This window comes from Flavobacterium sp. OHVDL-2026-0007, assembly GCF_059882335.1.
The window spans coordinates 918,537-935,895 of the sequence record NZ_CM187612.1; the positions used below are offsets into that span (position 1 = coordinate 918,537).

At 34.9% G+C, this 17,359-nt stretch carries 13 protein-coding genes; 5 read left to right on the forward strand and 8 right to left on the reverse strand.

Translation table 11 applies throughout. The features are described 5' to 3' along the window. Window positions 1-3: 3 nt before the first annotated feature. The gene (locus AC51AA_RS03850; RefSeq protein ID WP_500704423.1) at window positions 4-540 is read left to right on the forward strand and encodes an ExbD/TolR family protein; all 537 of its coding nucleotides are present in this window, start codon (window positions 4-6) and stop codon (window positions 538-540) included. A 135-nt stretch (window positions 541-675) separates the two neighbouring features. Here AC51AA_RS03850 and rpsA read toward each other — a convergent pair whose 3' ends face one another. After that, window positions 676-2,451: a 30S ribosomal protein S1 gene (gene rpsA / locus AC51AA_RS03855; protein ID WP_500704424.1), complete on the reverse strand. Its 1,776-nt coding sequence runs from the start codon at window positions 2,449-2,451 to the stop codon at window positions 676-678. Between the two features lie 290 nt (window positions 2,452-2,741). On the opposite strand from rpsA, the gene AC51AA_RS03860 reads away from it, so the two are divergent. Continuing rightward, on the forward strand, window positions 2,742-3,257 hold the full coding sequence (locus tag AC51AA_RS03860; protein WP_500704425.1) for a hypothetical protein: 516 nt from the start codon (window positions 2,742-2,744) through the stop codon (window positions 3,255-3,257). Window positions 3,258-3,328: 71 nt separating this feature from the next. On the opposite strand, the gene AC51AA_RS03865 is transcribed toward AC51AA_RS03860, so the two are convergent. The 4 genes from AC51AA_RS03865 to lon all read right to left on the reverse strand — a co-directional run bounded on the left by AC51AA_RS03865 (window position 3,329) and on the right by lon (window position 9,863). Further along, on the reverse strand, window positions 3,329-4,705 hold the full coding sequence (locus AC51AA_RS03865) for a nucleoside permease (protein WP_500704426.1): 1,377 nt from the start codon (window positions 4,703-4,705) through the stop codon (window positions 3,329-3,331). A gap of 69 nt (window positions 4,706-4,774) precedes the next feature. After that, window positions 4,775-5,467 carry a (d)CMP kinase gene (gene cmk / locus AC51AA_RS03870; protein WP_500704427.1) on the reverse strand — a complete coding sequence of 231 codons (693 nt, stop codon included), beginning with the start codon at window positions 5,465-5,467 and terminating at the stop codon, window positions 4,775-4,777. Between the two features lie 580 nt (window positions 5,468-6,047). Continuing rightward, window positions 6,048-6,650 (reverse strand): murein L,D-transpeptidase catalytic domain-containing protein, encoded by a 603-nt coding sequence (locus AC51AA_RS03875; protein WP_500704428.1) that lies wholly within the window; start codon window positions 6,648-6,650, stop codon window positions 6,048-6,050. 759 nt (window positions 6,651-7,409) lie between these two features. Further along, complete coding sequence (gene lon, locus AC51AA_RS03880; RefSeq protein ID WP_500704429.1) at window positions 7,410-9,863, reverse strand: endopeptidase La; 2,454 nt, start codon at window positions 9,861-9,863, stop codon at window positions 7,410-7,412. 284 nt (window positions 9,864-10,147) lie between these two features. Here lon and AC51AA_RS03885 point away from each other — a divergent pair, with 284 nt between their 5' ends. The 3 genes from AC51AA_RS03885 to AC51AA_RS03895 are packed head-to-tail and all read left to right on the forward strand — an operon-like array spanning window position 10,148 to window position 12,349. Then, window positions 10,148-10,756 carry an RNA polymerase sigma factor gene (locus AC51AA_RS03885; protein WP_500704430.1) on the forward strand — a complete coding sequence of 203 codons (609 nt, stop codon included), beginning with the start codon at window positions 10,148-10,150 and terminating at the stop codon, window positions 10,754-10,756. Between the two features lie 5 nt (window positions 10,757-10,761). Continuing rightward, on the forward strand, window positions 10,762-11,295 hold the full coding sequence (locus tag AC51AA_RS03890) for an anti-sigma factor (RefSeq protein ID WP_500704431.1): 534 nt from the start codon (window positions 10,762-10,764) through the stop codon (window positions 11,293-11,295). Continuing rightward, window positions 11,279-12,349, forward strand: a complete 1,071-nt coding sequence (locus AC51AA_RS03895) for a hypothetical protein (protein WP_500704432.1) — start codon at window positions 11,279-11,281, stop codon at window positions 12,347-12,349. Before AC51AA_RS03890 ends, AC51AA_RS03895 begins: the two co-directional genes overlap by 17 nt. Window positions 12,350-12,403: 54 nt before the next feature. On the opposite strand, the gene AC51AA_RS03900 is transcribed toward AC51AA_RS03895, so the two are convergent. The 3 genes from AC51AA_RS03900 to AC51AA_RS03910 all read right to left on the reverse strand — a co-directional run bounded on the left by AC51AA_RS03900 (window position 12,404) and on the right by AC51AA_RS03910 (window position 17,175). Beyond that, window positions 12,404-13,726 (reverse strand): MFS transporter, encoded by a 1,323-nt coding sequence (locus AC51AA_RS03900; protein WP_500704433.1) that lies wholly within the window; start codon window positions 13,724-13,726, stop codon window positions 12,404-12,406. Window positions 13,727-13,878: 152 nt separating this feature from the next. Then, complete coding sequence (locus AC51AA_RS03905) at window positions 13,879-14,688, reverse strand: M48 family metallopeptidase (protein WP_500704434.1); 810 nt, start codon at window positions 14,686-14,688, stop codon at window positions 13,879-13,881. Between the two features lie 87 nt (window positions 14,689-14,775). Further along, window positions 14,776-17,175: a glycoside hydrolase family 31 protein gene (locus AC51AA_RS03910; protein WP_500704435.1), complete on the reverse strand. Its 2,400-nt coding sequence runs from the start codon at window positions 17,173-17,175 to the stop codon at window positions 14,776-14,778. Window positions 17,176-17,359: the final 184 nt, after the last annotated feature.

The following is a 17,359-nucleotide window of genomic DNA, read 5'->3' on the forward strand; positions in this document are numbered from 1 at the left end:
GTTATGGGAAATCTACCTATGAAAATAAGAAGTAAAAAGTTAACTACAAGAGTTGATTTAACGGCTATGGTGAGTGTTTCTTTCTTGCTTATTATTTTTTTTATGGTAACTCTTGAGCTTAGTAAACCGAAAATTATGGAATATCATTTGCCTAACTGTAATGGAGAGCCTCCAATAAGAGAATGCAATAAACCCGATGAAAACAGAATTTTAACTCTATTACTAGATGGTAACAATACAATAGTAAGTTATATGGGATTATTATATGCTCCTATTGAAAATCCTAAGAATGTAGCCTATGGCAAGGACGGAGTTAGAAAGGAGTTACTAAATATTAATAAAAGAGTTAAAGAATATTCGTCCAATATTGGTTACCCAGGAATTGGAGTTACCGTAATTATAAAACCAAGTAAAAAATCCAATTACGGAAATTTAGTAAGTATTCTTGATGAAATGGACATAACAGGTATTAGGTCCTACTCTATTGTAGATTATTACACTCCAGAAGAAGCGAAATTACTAGCAGCAAATAAAAAATAAATTCTATTCTCAAAATATCTTTTCAAGCCTAGGTAGAAGAGGAAATATTCAGATTTCCGATTCAATACACGCTAAAAAAATCCAAAAAAAAATCCCACATTGCTGTGGGATTTTCTATTTAGAGGAAACTAAGAATTATTTTTTCTCAGTTTTTTCCATTTTAGCTTTTAATGCAGCTAATACATCATTACTATCACCTAAAGTTGCAGCTGGTGCGTTTGTAGATGTAGAAGAAGTATTTTCAGTAGCTGTTTTCACATTTTTCTCTTCTTCTTCACGGAAGATAGCAGTGTGAGAAGCAACAACTCTTTTGAATTCTTTGTTAAATTCGATTACTTTGAAATCAGCAGATTCTCCTTTTTTCAATTTCTTTCCGTCTTCTTTTTCAAGGTGACGAGTAGGAATGAAAGCAACGATATCATCTCCGAATTCTACAGTAGCTCCTTTGTCAACGATTTCAGAAATTTCACCATTGTGGATAGTTCCTACAGCGAAAGAATCTTCGTATTGATCCCAAGGATTAGCAGTAGTTTGTTTGTGACCTAAAGATAATTTACGTCCATCAACATCTAATTCTAATACTACTACATCAAGTTTCTCACCAACATTTACAAATTCAGATGGGTGTTTGATTTTCTTAGTCCAAGATAAGTCAGAGATGTAGATTAATCCATCAATTCCTTCTTCTAATTCTACGAAAATACCAAAGTTTGTAAAGTTTCTAACGATACCTGTATGTTTAGAACCTACTGGGTATTTAGAAGTAATGTCAGTCCATGGATCTTGACTTAATTGTTTGATACCTAATGACATTTTACGGTCATCTCTATCTAAAGTTAAGATAACAGCTTCAACAACATCTCCAACTTTTACGAAATCTTGAGCAGAACGTAAATGAGTTGACCATGACATTTCAGAAACGTGGATTAAACCTTCAACACCTTCAGCAACTTCGATAAATGCACCGTAATCAGCGATTACAACTACTTTACCTTTTACTTTATCACCAATAGTTAAATTAGCATCTAAAGCATCCCATGGGTGAGCGTTTAATTGTTTCAATCCTAATTGAATTCTTGTTTTCTCATCATCGAAATCAAGGATTACAACGTTTAATTTTTGGTCTAATTCAAGAACTTCACTTGGGTGGTTGATTCTACTCCAAGAAAGGTCAGTAATGTGAATTAATCCATCAACACCACCTAAGTCAATAAATACACCGTAAGAAGTAATGTTTTTAACAACACCTTCTAATACTTGTCCTTTTTGTAATTGACCGATGATTTCTTTTTTCTGTACTTCGATATCAGCTTCGATAAGCGCTTTATGAGATACAACAACGTTTTTGAATTCGTGGTTAATTTTTACCACTTTGAATTCCATCATTTTGTTTACATATACATCGTAGTCTCTAATTGGCTTAACATCAATTTGAGAACCAGGTAAGAAAGCTTCAATTCCGAAAACGTCAACGATCATACCACCTTTAGTTCTGCATTTTACAAAACCATTAACGATTTCTCCTGTTTCGTTTGCAGAAATAACTCTATCCCATGATTTGATAGTACGTGCTTTTCTGTGAGATAATACTAATTGACCTGTTTTGTCCTCACGGATGTCAATTAATACTTCTACTTTGTCACCTACTTTTAAGTTTGGGTTGTAACGGAATTCGTTCAATGAAATAACACCTTCCGATTTTGCGTTGATATCAACGATAACGTCTCTATCTGTAATTCTAACAACTACACCTTCAACTACTTCTTCTTGATCTGTAGCGATGAAAGTTTTTGATACTAAGTCTTCGAATTCTTGTAAGTTTTTCTCATCTACTGCATCGATACCTTCTTCGAAGTTATGCCAGTTAAAATTTGCTAAAAACTCTTCTTGTGATTTTAATTGTTCAGACATGCTGATAAAAAATTTGTATTCTGTTTTTCTTGAGTTTCTTAAAGCGATAGAAAAAACAGAAGTTGTTTTACATAAATAGTTGATACCTAAAGGAAACTCTTCTCTGCCAAAAGGTGTGCAAAATTAACACATTTATCTGAAATAGCAAAATAAATCTAAATGATTATCAGTCAATCCTTCAGGAGTAGCTCTTTTTGGGTGATTAGGCATTAAAAGTCTTGATTTTGACCCTAGTATATAAAATCCTATAGCGTGTTAAGTCGCAGCCTATTTTTCTTTATTTTTACCTTATGACAATAACATTAGACGAGATTAAGGCAAAAATAGAGGACTTCCATAAAAACGGGCAAGTCATCAATGCTATGTATTGGCTTTTAAAAAAGTACAGACTAAAAAACACCAACCTTAAAGCCATAGTCTTTAGGGAAAAAGCAGAACCTAGTTTTATACTAATGACCACTGAAGGCGACTTTGGCAAGCCACAGATCATCCGAATTCCAGAAAACACTTTCGAATTCCCCTTAGAATTAATGCTGATTCTTATTGCCCATGAAATGGTTCACGTTCATCAAAAGACTGTAAAACCCTATGTATTAGACAAAAACGAAAGAGAATGGCAGGCGTATTATGAAATGAATTTTCATGTTTTATTTCCACAAGTTCCCGAAATCTCTAATTTCCATAAACGATTCTTTGCCAATAAAGGATTAGAATACTATGAGCGAATGGGTAAAGGCTCTGAGCTACAACTGAAGTACGCCGATCAGAAAAAGCAAGTCGAAGATTTGATTGCTAGATTAGGCTAGACAGTAAAAACAACAAACCCGACAGCTTAAAAAATTAGGCTAGTCGGGCTTGTGATCAAAATATCTTTGTTTTAATGACTCAAATTCTCTATTTCCTTTGGATCATGTTTATGCTTAAATAATACGGCAAAAGCAATCGCAATCACTAAGGCATAGGCTGCAAACGACAACCAGATCATATGCCAGTCTTTCATTAAAATTGGATTGGTGAAAATCCCATCAGTAGAGATAGCATTGCCTTGTCCTTTTACGAATTCTAGCATTTTAGAATTTGTGGCATCAGTTTGCAAGAATCCAGCTAATTCAGCTGTATTGGAGAACGACTTTGTAAAGAAACGATCAATCGCCCAACCTGAAGTTAAACTTCCTAGAACCGCTCCTACTCCATTGGTCATCATCATAAATAAACCTTGAGCAGAAGAACGTATCTTAGAATCTGTATTGCTTTCTACAAATAAAGAACCTGAAATGTTAAAGAAGTCAAAGGCCATTCCGTAAACGACGCAAGACATAATAATCATCCATAAACCTGATATAGGATCCCCAAAAGCAAAGAGTCCGAAACGCAGCACCCAAGCTAACATACTAATCAACATTACTTGTTTGATTCCAAAACGTCTTAAGAAAAATGGAATAGCTAAGATGAATAGTGTTTCTGATACCTGAGAAATCGACATAATAATAGTCGAATACTGAATCACAAAAGAATCCGCATATTTTGGAAAATGTTTGAATTCATCTAAGAAAACATCTCCATAGGCATTCGTTAATTGTAAAGCGCCTCCTAAAAACATAGAGAATACAAAAAACAAAGCCATTTTATAATCTCCAAATAATTTAAAAGCTTCCAGACCTAGAGTTTCCACTAAAGAAGCATCCTCTTTCGTTAAACGCTGTGGTTTACATTTAGGTAATGTAAAGGCATAAACCCCTAAGATCAAGGCTCCTATACCAGCGATGTAAAACTGATATTCAGTAGCTTTACTACCACTCAAATTCGTGATCCACATCGCTACAATAAAACCAATAGTTCCCCAAACACGAATAGGCGGAAAATCCTTTACTATGTTTTTATTATTTAATTTTAATGAAGTATACGAAATGGAATTACTCAAGGCAATAGTGGGCATATAACAACACATGGCTATAAACATCACATAGATAAAATTGTCTGGAGTGGTAACATGAGCAATACCAAATAAAACTAAACCATATAGGATATGTAAAGCTCCATATAATTTTTCGGCATTTATCCATCTATCAGCAATAATACCTGTCAAAGTAGGCATAAACAAAGAAGCAATTCCCATGGTTCCGAAAACAAGACCAAATTGAGTACCTTCCCAATTTTTAGTTCCAAACCAATAATTTCCAATTGTAATAAGCCACGCTCCCCAAACAAAGAACTGAAGAAAGCTCATTATAATTAACCTGTTTTTAATTCCCATATGATGAAATTGTCTTTTTAATAAAAATGAAGCGGTAAAACTACCATTAAAAATAATATCTACAAAAAATTACGCTGTTTTTACAACATCGTTTACTAATTCTAATACAGCTGCAAACTGCTCTTCCCTACTTAAGTAAGAATTATCTATCTCAATGGCATCATCAGCAATCACCAAAGGAGAATCTTCACGGTGTGTGTCAATATAATCTCTTTCCATTACATTTTTTAAAACATCTTCATAAGATACATCGTCGCCTTTTTGTTGCAATTCATCAAAACGTCTTTGTGCGCGCGTTTCTGCACTGGCTGTCATGAATATTTTTAGTTCCGCGTCGGGAAAAACAACCGTACCTATATCTCTTCCATCCATTACGATGGCTTTATTTTTTCCCATTTCCTGTTGTTGCTCAACTAATTTAGAACGCACCTGAGAAACTTCAGCCACTTTACTCACGAAATTGGAGACCGTAATTGTTCTAATTTCTTTCTCAACGTTTTCACCATTTAAAAACATCTCAGCAAAACCCAAGTCAGTATTAAATTTAAATTCCAATTGAATATTGGGTAACGCATCGATTAAGGCTTTTTTATCAAAAAGATCAACTCCTATAAATTGATTTTGCATAGCAAAATAGGCAACAGCACGATACATCGCACCAGTGTCTACATACACATATTCTAATTCTTTTGCTAACTGTTTTGCTAAAGTACTTTTTCCTGTCGATGAGAATCCATCTATTGCAATAGTAATTTTCTTCAATTTATTCTATTTTAATTTCTACTTGTCTACTGTTTTTATTTCTTCCTTGATCTAAGCCTCTTAAGACAATTTAATCTCAGGTCCTCCAATCTTCTGCTTGTACATATAATAATGCCTTTAAGACACATTGTAGACACAAAACAGTTGCAAAGATAACCTTCTTAGTTGTTATATGGAAGATTAAAATCAGAATGAAAACCATTATTTTAATCCCATAGGCTGGCTTTTAAAACCCCCTATCCCTCGTCTTTTTACAACTTCTACGATCCTTCTTTCTCTATAGATGAAAGTACAACAATATTTTCATACTAAATTCATTAGGAAATTAAACTTAAGCATTACTTTAACAAGACGATCCGATCAAACCATCAAACGACTCTAGGACGACCTAGTACTTCGGAGGTATTTTACCCTTCATAAAGGCACTACTTTCTAAAGCTCACCTTATGGATTAGGACATCAAAAGACCAAAATAAGTACAACAAAATCTCATAACAATCTGTATCACTTATTTCCTTAAAACAACAAAAACCGCTCTAGCAAGACAGAACGGTTTTTGTTTACCACGGTTAAGAGGTTTCTAATAATAAATATCCAGGATGATATTTGATTTAGAAGTATCGACTATTTTTTCAATTTTTTTAAAAAAGTGTTCATTTATCATCGGGCATCCATGACTATTGCTAATATAATAATCCTGCTCCTCTTCTGGAACGGCGGAATAATGATGTAAAACAATAGCTCTTTTAATAGCATTGCTGTTGGTTTCATCTAAACCAGCCAGCCGATAGGCTTTTCCAAATATGCCACTATATGATTTTCCAACCGAATACCTACCCAATGAAGTAGAGTTGGAATTGGGTATATTACTAAATTTTAGACTTCCCTTTATTCCAGTCTCTGACCCAGATCCATGTGCTACCAATCCTTGATCCAAAATTTTGTTATTTACCAGATCATAGACAAAAAAGCGATTTTTACCAGATGGTATTCTCATATCCACTAAAAAGGCAATTTTAGTATTGTATTTAGTACCCGAATTAATTAAATCCTTTAGTACATCTACTCTAGTATTAATTCTCTCAATATCTACACTGGTAATCGTGGTTTCTTTTTTACTATAGGCTTTGGAGCCTCCTAAAAAACCGGCCGTTACAAATAAAAATAAATAAAGTATTTTCATATATTAATTCTTGAAAATTTAAAACTCAATTAGGAAGACGGTTTTACTACTTTGGCACATTTCACATTAGGACTCTTTAAATTTCAATCCATTCTTTTCAAAATCTAATCCTACTGAAACTCCTCAGCATTCATACCTTCTCTCCACTTTCAACTCACTCCCAATTAACCTTATATCCTAAGCATTACTAAAATGCATTTTCAGGAAAAAGTACTACACTTAAAACAACCTACCATAAAGTCTTATGCTCTATCGGAACTATTTCTTTACGCGTTGATCCCGCACTCCTTATCCGCACAATGGTCTCTTACAAGAAAACACCACTGATGACCTCGGTTATTTTCTATCAAAATCGACTACCTTATAAATCCCATTCTACTTCTTGAAAAATCGGAGCAGGTCTAAGTAGCTCCTTTTCACTATACAAAGGTATTATAATTTACATAATATGCTTCAAAATTTTACATAATTTACTGTTATGTAAGTATTTACAGATTTTTTTAAGCCTTAGAACCTCATTCCACCTAGGTACAACACTTCCTTTTAATTTGTCGCAAAGAAACCAAAACGTCTTCAAAATAAAAAAACATAAACCACTGTTTAACACATTTTTAAGTTGATTTTATAATTACTAAACGCTTTGTGCAAAATAATAGTACAAAAAGCGCTAAATTTAAGACACAAAAAAACCAAAGTCCAAGATGAAGAAACTCAAATTGGACTTTGGCAGGTATAAAGTAAGTCGTTAAACCAAACTTTTTATTTCAGTTGTTTTGCATTTTTTACGCTTTGATCAGTCAAAGCCAATGCCAACACTTCACTCATTTCTTTTACATAATGAAAAGTCAAGCCTTCTAGGTATTCCGGTTTGATTTCATCAATATCACTTTTATTTTCGTGACATAAAATAATTTCTTTAATATTGGCTCTTTTGGCAGCAAGGATTTTTTCTTTAATTCCACCCACTGGTAAAACCTTTCCACGAAGCGTGATCTCCCCTGTCATGGCCAAACTTTTCTTTACTTTCTTTTGCGTTAACAAAGAAACCAATGAAGTCAACATGGCAATACCTGCACTTGGTCCATCTTTTGGTGTCGCTCCTTCTGGAACGTGCAAGTGGATATTGTATTTCTGAAATAACTCAACACTAAGGCCTAACTTTTTCGCATTGGCCTTGATGTATTCTAAAGCAATCGTTGCTGATTCTTTCATAACATTTCCAAGGTTTCCAGTAATAGTCAAAGAACCTTTCCCTTCAGAGATTAAAGACTCAATGAATAAGATATCTCCTCCAACACTGGTCCATGCTAAACCGGTAACTACTCCAGCAACATCATTGTTTTCGTATTTATCACGTTCTAATCTAGGCACTCCTAAAACCTTAACAATATCTTCGTCTGTGACTTTTTTATTGTATTCCTCTTCCATAGCAACCGATTTGGCAGCATTACGAATCACTTGAGCAATTTTAGTTTCTAAGTTACGAACTCCTGATTCACGAGTATAGCCCTCTACAATTTTTTCCAATTGTTTCTTTCCAATGCTCAAATCTTTAGTGGTTAATCCATGCGCTTCTAACTGCTTTGGTAAAAGATGTCTTTTGGCAATCTCCACTTTTTCTTCAATGGTATACCCAGACATTTTGATAACTTCCATTCTATCACGCAAGGCAGGCTGAATGGCCGACATATTGTTGGAAGTGGCAATAAACATTACTTTAGACAAATCGTAACCCATCTCTAGGAAATTATCATAGAAAGAACTGTTTTGTTCTGGATCTAAAACTTCCAATAAAGCAGAAGAAGGATCTCCACTATTTCCACTAGATAGTTTATCTATTTCATCTAATATAAAAACAGGATTGGAAGTCCCCGCCTTTTTTAAACTCTGTATAATACGCCCTGGCATGGCTCCAATATAGGTCTTTCTGTGTCCACGGATCTCCGCTTCGTCACGTAAACCACCCAACGAAATACGTACGTATTCACGGCCTAAAGCTTCTGCCACTGAACGACCGATAGAGGTTTTACCAACTCCCGGAGGTCCTGTCAAACAGATAATAGGAGACTTCATATCGTTACGAAGTTTCAATACTGCCAAATGCTCGATCATTCTCTTTTTCACTTCTTCAAGTCCAAAATGATCTTTATCTAATATTTTTTGTGCAAATTTTAAATCAAATTTATCTTTAGAATACTCACCCCAAGGCAATTCTAAAAACAATTCTAAATAGTTACGCTGAATACCAAAATCAGGTGATTGTGGATTCATTCGACGCATTTTAGACAATTCCTTCTCGAAATGTTTTTGCGTTTTTTCGTCCCATTTTTTAGTTTTGGCTTTCAAGCCCATTTCGTCCATTTCTTCCTCTTGCGAAACGCCTCCCAATTCTTCTTGAATGGTCTTCATTTGCTGATGTAAGAAATACTCACGTTGTTGTTGGTCTAAATCAAAACGAACCTTAGACTGAATGTCATTTTTCAATTCTAATTTTTGCAACTCTACGTTCATATAACGTAACGTTTCAAGTGCTCTTTCTTTCAATCCGTTTATTGAAAGCAAACCTTGCTTTTCTTTCACCGATAAATTCATATTGGATGAAACGAAATTGATCAAAAACGATTGGCTTTCAATGTTTTTAATTGCAAAAGTCGCTTCTGAAGGGATATTCGGACTCTCTTTGATGATTTGTATCGCCAAATCTTTAACAGAGTCTAAAATAGCCGTAAACTCGCTATCATCCTCTTCTGGACGCTCTTCCACCACCTCTTTTACAGTGGCAGTGATATAAGGTTCTTCCGAAACTACTTCGTCAATTTCGAAACGTTTTTTCCCCTGTAGTATTACAGTAACATTACCGTCTGGCATTTTTAAAACACGCAGAATTCTGGCTACAGTACCAATTTTATGAATATCATCTTTTGATGGATCCTCGTCTTCTTCATTAATCTGAGACACCACTCCAATGATTTTTCCAGCAGCATTGGCGTCATTAATTAATTTTATCGATTTGTCTCTACCTGCTGAGATCGGAATAACCACTCCAGGAAATAAAACAGTATTACGTAAAGGTAAAATAGGTAACGAAGGCGGTAGCTCCTCGTTATTCATTTCCTCCTCATCTTCGGGAGTTAATAATGGAATTAATTCGGCTTCTGAATCGAATTCTTGAAGTGACAGATTGTCAATAGTAAGTATTTTATGATTTGACATAATAATATATAAGTCGTTTTGTCATTAAAAGTTTAATCCTAACTGTAAATACACCCTTGTATTACTGTGCTTTTATTTAAAACTCAATAAGAACCTCATTTACAAGATAGGCCATAAAATTAGACAATCATTATGCCAAATCCAACAAAGACGCTTTTGAAATTTGGTCATGACACCAATTAACTTATGAAAACACTCGGTTTAAAAAAAAATACAATTATTTTTATCAAAAGTGTAACAAAGCCAAAAAAGTAAAGTCCTTATAGAAAACTAGCCAACCCAATTTGAATATAAACAACCAAAATATCGAAGAATTAATCGCTCTTTGTAAACAATACGATCAAAAAGCGCAGTTTGAGGTGTACAATCGCTACTGTAAAGCCATGTATAACGTCGCCTATCGTATTGTAAAGGATGAGCATTTTGCGCAAGACGTCATGCAAGAAGCGTTCTTGAGGGCTTTTACCAAAATAAACGACTACAAACAAGAAGTAGCCTTTGGGGCCTGGCTAAAAAAAATTATGATCAATTATAGTATTGATTTTTATAAAAAGAATACGGCCTTTCATATCGAAGATTTAAGCAAGACACTGTATAAAATAGAAGAAAATGACAGTTTCTTTTCTGAAGACATCGATTTTAATTCGCTTAAAGTCAAACAAGTTTTAGAAGCCATCTCCCTCTTAAAGGACAGCTACCGTATGGTCTTGACTCTTTTTTACATTGAAGGTTATGATCAAGAGGAGATTAGTGAGATTTTAAACATCAGTTACGCCAATTGTAGAACAACCCTGAGCAGAGCCAAAGAAAATTTACGGAAAAAATTAGAGGAATATGAGAGCTCCAGTAGTAAAATTCCAATCTCTTTAAAGGTAGAAAACCAACAAAATTAGGATATATGAAAAAGGAAAATGACAATTTAGATCCCTTATTTAACCACTTTAAGGACCAGTGGGACATACAAGAATTAGCTGCTGATCATCAAATGGACTTCTTAGCTAAATTAAGTCAAAAGCAACCGAGTAAGAAATATGGCTGGATAACCGCTATAGCAGCTTCCATTGTTTTGCTGTTCGGTATCACTGTCTTTTACACCAATGAAAAACCCAAAGAATTTAAGTTTGCCTCTAACGAAACCAAACGGACGGATTCTATTTTCAATGTGCTCATAGATGATGAATTAGTCAAATTAAAAGAAAAAAGTTCACCAGCAAATGAGCAAATTATCAACGATGCACTCCAACAAATGAAAGTGTTTGATGCCGATTATACTAAAATCATCAAAGAACTTCAAAAGAATGGGGAGAACAAACAAATCATTTATGCTATGATCAGCAACCTACAGACCAGAATTTCCTTTTTACAAACAGTATTACAGCGAATTGAAGAAAACGAAAACTTAAAAAACACCACCCATGAAAAAACATTATAACCTGTTTATTGTACTCCTTTTGATTCCTTTTCTAGGATTTTCAAATGATGACACTTTTATTTCAAAGCAAAAAAACATCAAAAAAACCTATATCGTTAATTCAGATGCAGGGATCAATATCGACAACAAATACGGAAATGTCTCTATCAGTACTTGGAACGAAGATAAAATTGACCTGGATATCATCATCAAAGTAAGTGGTGGAAATGAAAACTGGGTCAATGAGAAATTAAATAGTATAGATGTCGATATTACGGCCCTAAAATCTATGGTTACTGCTCTTACTAAAATAGGTAACTCTGCGCTGAAAAGCAAAGGCAGTAGCAATAGTTTTGAGATTAACTATGTGCTAAAAATTCCAAAAAACGGAACTGTAAAAATTAATAATAAGTACGGCAATGTTACGGCACTTGATTTGCAATCTACTACAGATATCAGCTGTAGGTATGGAAAAATTAATCTAGCCAGACTCAATGGTCCTACTAACCGCATTCAGATAGATTATTGCCAAAACTCTTCTATTGAATATATTAAAAGTGGAACAATTGAAGCGCGTTATTCCAACTTAAAAATCAACACTGCTGGTCATTTAAACCTAGACACTAATTATAGCGATCTAAACTTAATAGAAGGCCAAGACATTAAATACGATTGCAATTATAGTACTTTTAAATTCCAACGAATTGGTTCCATCAATGGTACTGGAAATTATTTAACCATCGGCATTGCGGAGATTTCAAACAGCCTAGCTATCGGAACCAACTACAGCAAAATAAATATTGGAGCAGTAACCGAAAAAGCAAATAACATCAACATTACTTCCGGATATTCCGATGTTTCATTAGGTTATGCACCTAACTATGCCTTTGATTTCATCATCAGTACAAAATACGGAAACATCAAAAAGGATAATGACTTGCAAATTGGCCTGAATGAAACGAAAAGTAGTTCAAAAAAAATAAGCGGCTATTACAAGAATAAAGGGCAAAATAAAGTAACGGTAGCCTCCAATTATGGCAACGTAAGTTTACTCAAAAAAAACATCAATCAATAAGCTTGCTTGCTTTAGAAAGAAGACCAAAAGCTAAATCCACTAAAGGCGTTTCATTTATTGAAGCGCCTTTTTTGGTATTCTTCTTAATAGAATAACGGCAGCTACAAAAAACACACCTAAAATTACAAATGCCGTACGCGGACTTCCCGTTACTTGATCAATGATTCCGTAAATACACATTCCAATCACAATACCGATTTTTTCCGTCACATCATAAAAGCTAAAAAACGAAGCAGTATCTTCTGTTTCAGGCAATAATTTTGAATAAGTAGAACGAGATAACGCCTGAATTCCTCCCATTACAAATCCCGCAGCGGTTGCCATAGCGTAAAAATGTATCGGTAATACAATTAAGAATGCCAAAGCACAAAAAATAGCCCACAGACAGTTAATAAAAATAAGCGTTGGAATATTTCCAAATTTAGCTGAAGCTCTTGAAGTTAAAACGGCTCCAACCACCGCTACTAATTGAATAATCAAAATACAAATAATCAATCCAATAGTACCTTCTTCTTTAGAAGACCATTGAATTTCCTGAGCACCAAAATAAGTGGCGACCAACATTACGGTTTGTACGGCCAAACTCGAAACAAAAAAACCTCCTAAATATCGTTTTAACGGAACATTTTCTTTCAATATTGCCCAAACTTTCTTCAACTCTTTGAAACCATTAAAAATAACCGATTTCGTTAATCTATCGTCCGTTTCTTTATTTCCCTTTGGCAAATAATAATAGGTATATTGACTGAATAAAATCCACCAAACTCCTACCATTACAAACGAATACCGCATTGCCTTCATAGCCGCTTCTCCGTCTGTACCACTAATTCCAAAAAGCTTAGGTTTCATGATCATCGCTAAATTGATAATCAATAAAATTACGCTCCCTATATACCCTAATGAATATCCTTTGGCACTAATTTTATCTTGTTGCTCTACAAAAGCAATATCGGGTAAATATGAATTATAGAAAACTAAACTTCCCCAATACCCTATTAATCCAAGGAAATAGAGAGCTAAACCAACATAAATATTTTCTAAATCAAACCAATATAACCCCATACAAGATAGAGCACCAACATAGCAGAAAAATTTCATAAAGGCTTTTTTATTTCCCACATAATCGGCAATACCCGATAATAAAGGCGATATAAAAGAAACCACCAAAAAGGCCATAGCGGTAATAAAACTAATCAAGGCTGAGTTTTTAAGATGCAAACCAAAAACATCAATATAATGGTCACGTTCAGCAAACAAAGCTTCGTAGAAAATAGGAAATACTGCCGAAGCAATCGTTAGGGTATATACAGAATTGGCCCAATCATAAAATGCCCAAGCATTTAACAATTTTTTATCTCCTTTAGGTAAATTTTTCATAAAACACTTTGTTAATAAGCTGCGAATTTATCTCTTTTTTATTAAGAATTGATTATTTAAGCGTTAAGAACGGTCTCTTTTTTCAAAAAAAAAGCCATCCTAAAAAGAATAGCTTTTACAATTATATATCAATCAGCGCGATAGAAATAATTCTATCTCACAATGCCTACTTTTAGTGCTGTGGCTTTTGCCTGAGGAATTAACGCTTTTAAATTAGCAATTCTGGTAGCATCAGAGGGATGCGTACTCATGAATTCAGGTTGTGCTGCCCCTCCTGACTTGGCCGCCATTCTGCTCCAGAAGGCAATGGCATCATCTGGATTGTATCCTGCAATGGCCATAAGGGTCAGTCCTATCTTATCGGCTTCACTTTCATTATTTCTGCTAAAAGGAAGCATCACTCCTACTTCAGACCCAACGCCGTAAGCTTGTGCAAATATTTGTCTGGTCGCTTCTGATTTATTACTGGTCACTGCTCCTAAAGCTACTCCTCCCAACTGTTGCAATTGTGCGGCACTCATTCGCTGTGCACCGTGATTGGCTAAAGCATGCGACACCTCGTGACCTAAAACGGTGGCTAAACCTGCTTCATTTTGAGTAATAGGCAATATACCGGAGTAAACCACAATTTTACCTCCTGGTAAACACCAAGCATTTACTTCTTTATTGTCTACTAATTTATACTCCCAGCGGTAATCTTTTAAATATTGAGTTTGACCTAAATAGGTTAAGTATTTTTCGGCAGCAGCTTTGATTCTCATCCCCACTGTTTCAACCCTTTTAGCATCTGCAGTCCCTGTAATAACCTTGTTTTCTGTTAAAAACGTGTTGTACTGTTGAAAAGAAGAAGGAAACAACTCATTGTTTGAAACAAAATTTAAATCTTTTTTTCCTGTAACAGGATTTGTAGCACAACCAACAAGAACAGCTACTGAAACCCCTACTAATAGATATTTTTTCATGATTTCGATTTTTTAGACCTAACAAAAATACAACTAATTATTATTTTTGACTTTACATAATCCCCATAAAAATTCACATGAATTTACTTACTCCCCAATAATATGAAGTTCCGTAAATTCTTTATCTATTATTAAAAACTGATTCGCTTCAAATGCTAGTGCATCAAAGACTACTTTTTCATTGTCAATCTCTATTTGAGTCACCTTAAAAGGCAATCCAATTAAATTGATTATGTACTTCGTATATGGCGTATCGTATTTTCCTTCCTTATGCAGTTGCACGATCAGTTCCTTATCCTTGCCTATGGTGGCGAAAGATAAAAAGCTGTAACGTCCTTTTTTATAATCGTAACCATCTTGAGCGTCTTCATAAACAACGGATTTTTCTTTACCAAGCTTGAAGTACAAATCGAGCGTTAGTTCATCAAAAGCCAATTCTCCAACATATTGTTGTACAGGGTATTTGGGAATGATGGCACCTGCTTTGACAAAAAGCGGAATTTCATCAAACTTAGTATCTACCCATACTTCTCGGCCTCCAGTCGTTAACTCATTGGTCCAATAGTTATACCATTCTCCTCGGGGAATGTACATACGTCTTCCCAGTGCATTAGGTTCGAGTATAGGACAAACCAATATTTGATTTCCAAAAATAAATTCATCATTGCGATAATGGGTTTGAGTGTCCTCTTGATCGTAATACACCAAGGGCTTCAGCATCGGAATTCCTTCGACGATATATTGCCAAAACATTGTATACAAATAAGGTAGTAATTGGTAGCGCAAACTCACAAATTTTCGGGTAATGGTAATCACTTCTTCATCAAATGCCCAAGGTTCTTGATTGCCATGATCCCCTGAAGAATGTGTTCGACAAAAAGGATGAAACACCCCCAACTGAATCCAACGGGCATATAATTCACCTGTGGGTTGTTCTGCAAACCCTCCAATATCCGAACCAGTAAAGCCCATTCCTGAAATAGACATGCGCTGTACTTGAATATTGGCAATCCATAAGTGCTCCCAAGTCGCTACATTATCCCCCGTCCAAGAAGAGGTATAACGCTGCGCTCCCGAATAAGCCGATCTTGTAATGACAAAAGGACGTTTGGGATAAGCGTATCGTTTTACCCCTCTATAGGTGGCTCTAGCCATCTGAGTGCCGTATATGTTATGCGCTTTTCTATGACTGCAGGGATTTCCATCGTACACATGGCGTACATCCATGGGGAAGGTTTTATTAGGAACCTCCATTACGGCTGGTTCATTCATATCGTTCCAAACCCCTTTGACTCCGATATCTGAAATTAATTCTTTAAACAAACCTGCCCACCATTCTCTAACTGCGGGATTTGTATAATCTGGAAAATTACATTCGCCAGGCCAAACTTTTCCTTTCATATACGGTCCATCTGCTCTTTTACAGAAATAATCTTTCTCTAGAGCCTCTTGATAAACCCAATAATTTTCGTCTATTTTAATTCCAGGATCAATGATTACCACCGTTTTAAAACCGTCTTGTGCTAGCTCAGCCACCATTCGTTTAGGATCAGGAAAATACTCTTTACTCCACGTAAAACAGCGAAAGCCTTCCATATAATCAATATCCAAATAAATAGCATCACAAGGAATTTTAAGCTCCCTGAATTTTGAAGTAATCTCCTTTACTTTGCTCTCGGGATAATAACTCCATTTGCATTGATGATAGCCTAATGCCCAAAGAGGCGGGAGCTCCGGTTTCCCAGTTAAGTCCGTATAGGTTACCACCACATCCTGCATTTGTGGACCGTATATAAAGTAGTAATTCATCTCACCGCCTTCAGCCCAAAAACTAGTCACATTTCTTCTCTCTTGACAAAAATCAAAAAAACTTCTAAAGGTATTGTCGAAGAAAATACCATAGGATTGTTTGTTTTGTAAACCGATATAAAAGGGAACCACTTTATACAAGGGATCTTGATCTTTTTGATACGCATATTGATCCGTAGCAAAATTCTCTAATCTTTTTCCCTTCAAATTCATTTGAGTGGCCTTGTCTCCAAGTCCGTAAAAACATTCTCCATCTTTCGAAGATTTACTCATTTTTACAATGTTCCCACCGTATTCATAGCTCTCTTCCCAATGAAACCCTAATTCATCTTCTAGAATCAACTGATCGCTTAGATCATATATAGACAGACGAAGATCTGCTTTTTGGATTTTGCATTTTACTTTACTGGTTTGAATCTGGAAATAAGTATCTTCCTCTGTTAATGCTAAGGCATTATAACCATGAAGCTGTCTTTTATCAATAGCATAAGAAAAGTCACTGCTAAAATAGCCCTTGGTTGTAAAACGGAACCGAAGTAAACTATCTCGAAGAATAGTGACTTTTAAAATTACTTTATTGGCGGTACGAAAAAAAATTGCATCCCCTTCTTGCTCATAGGAAACAATATTGGATGGATATAAATCGCCTTTGTATTCTAGTGAAGTATTGGTAATCATAATGCTAATAATTAAGTTACAAGAACACTGACTCGTTCTCTCAAACATACAAAAAAAGAACCTAAACGACTCGTTATAAAAGGATTATTCACGAAAACGTTTTTTCTGCTAAGCTGATCAATTCGGCTGCTAAAAATTATCAATTCTATAATTTAAACCGATTAAATTATAGAATTGATAGTAT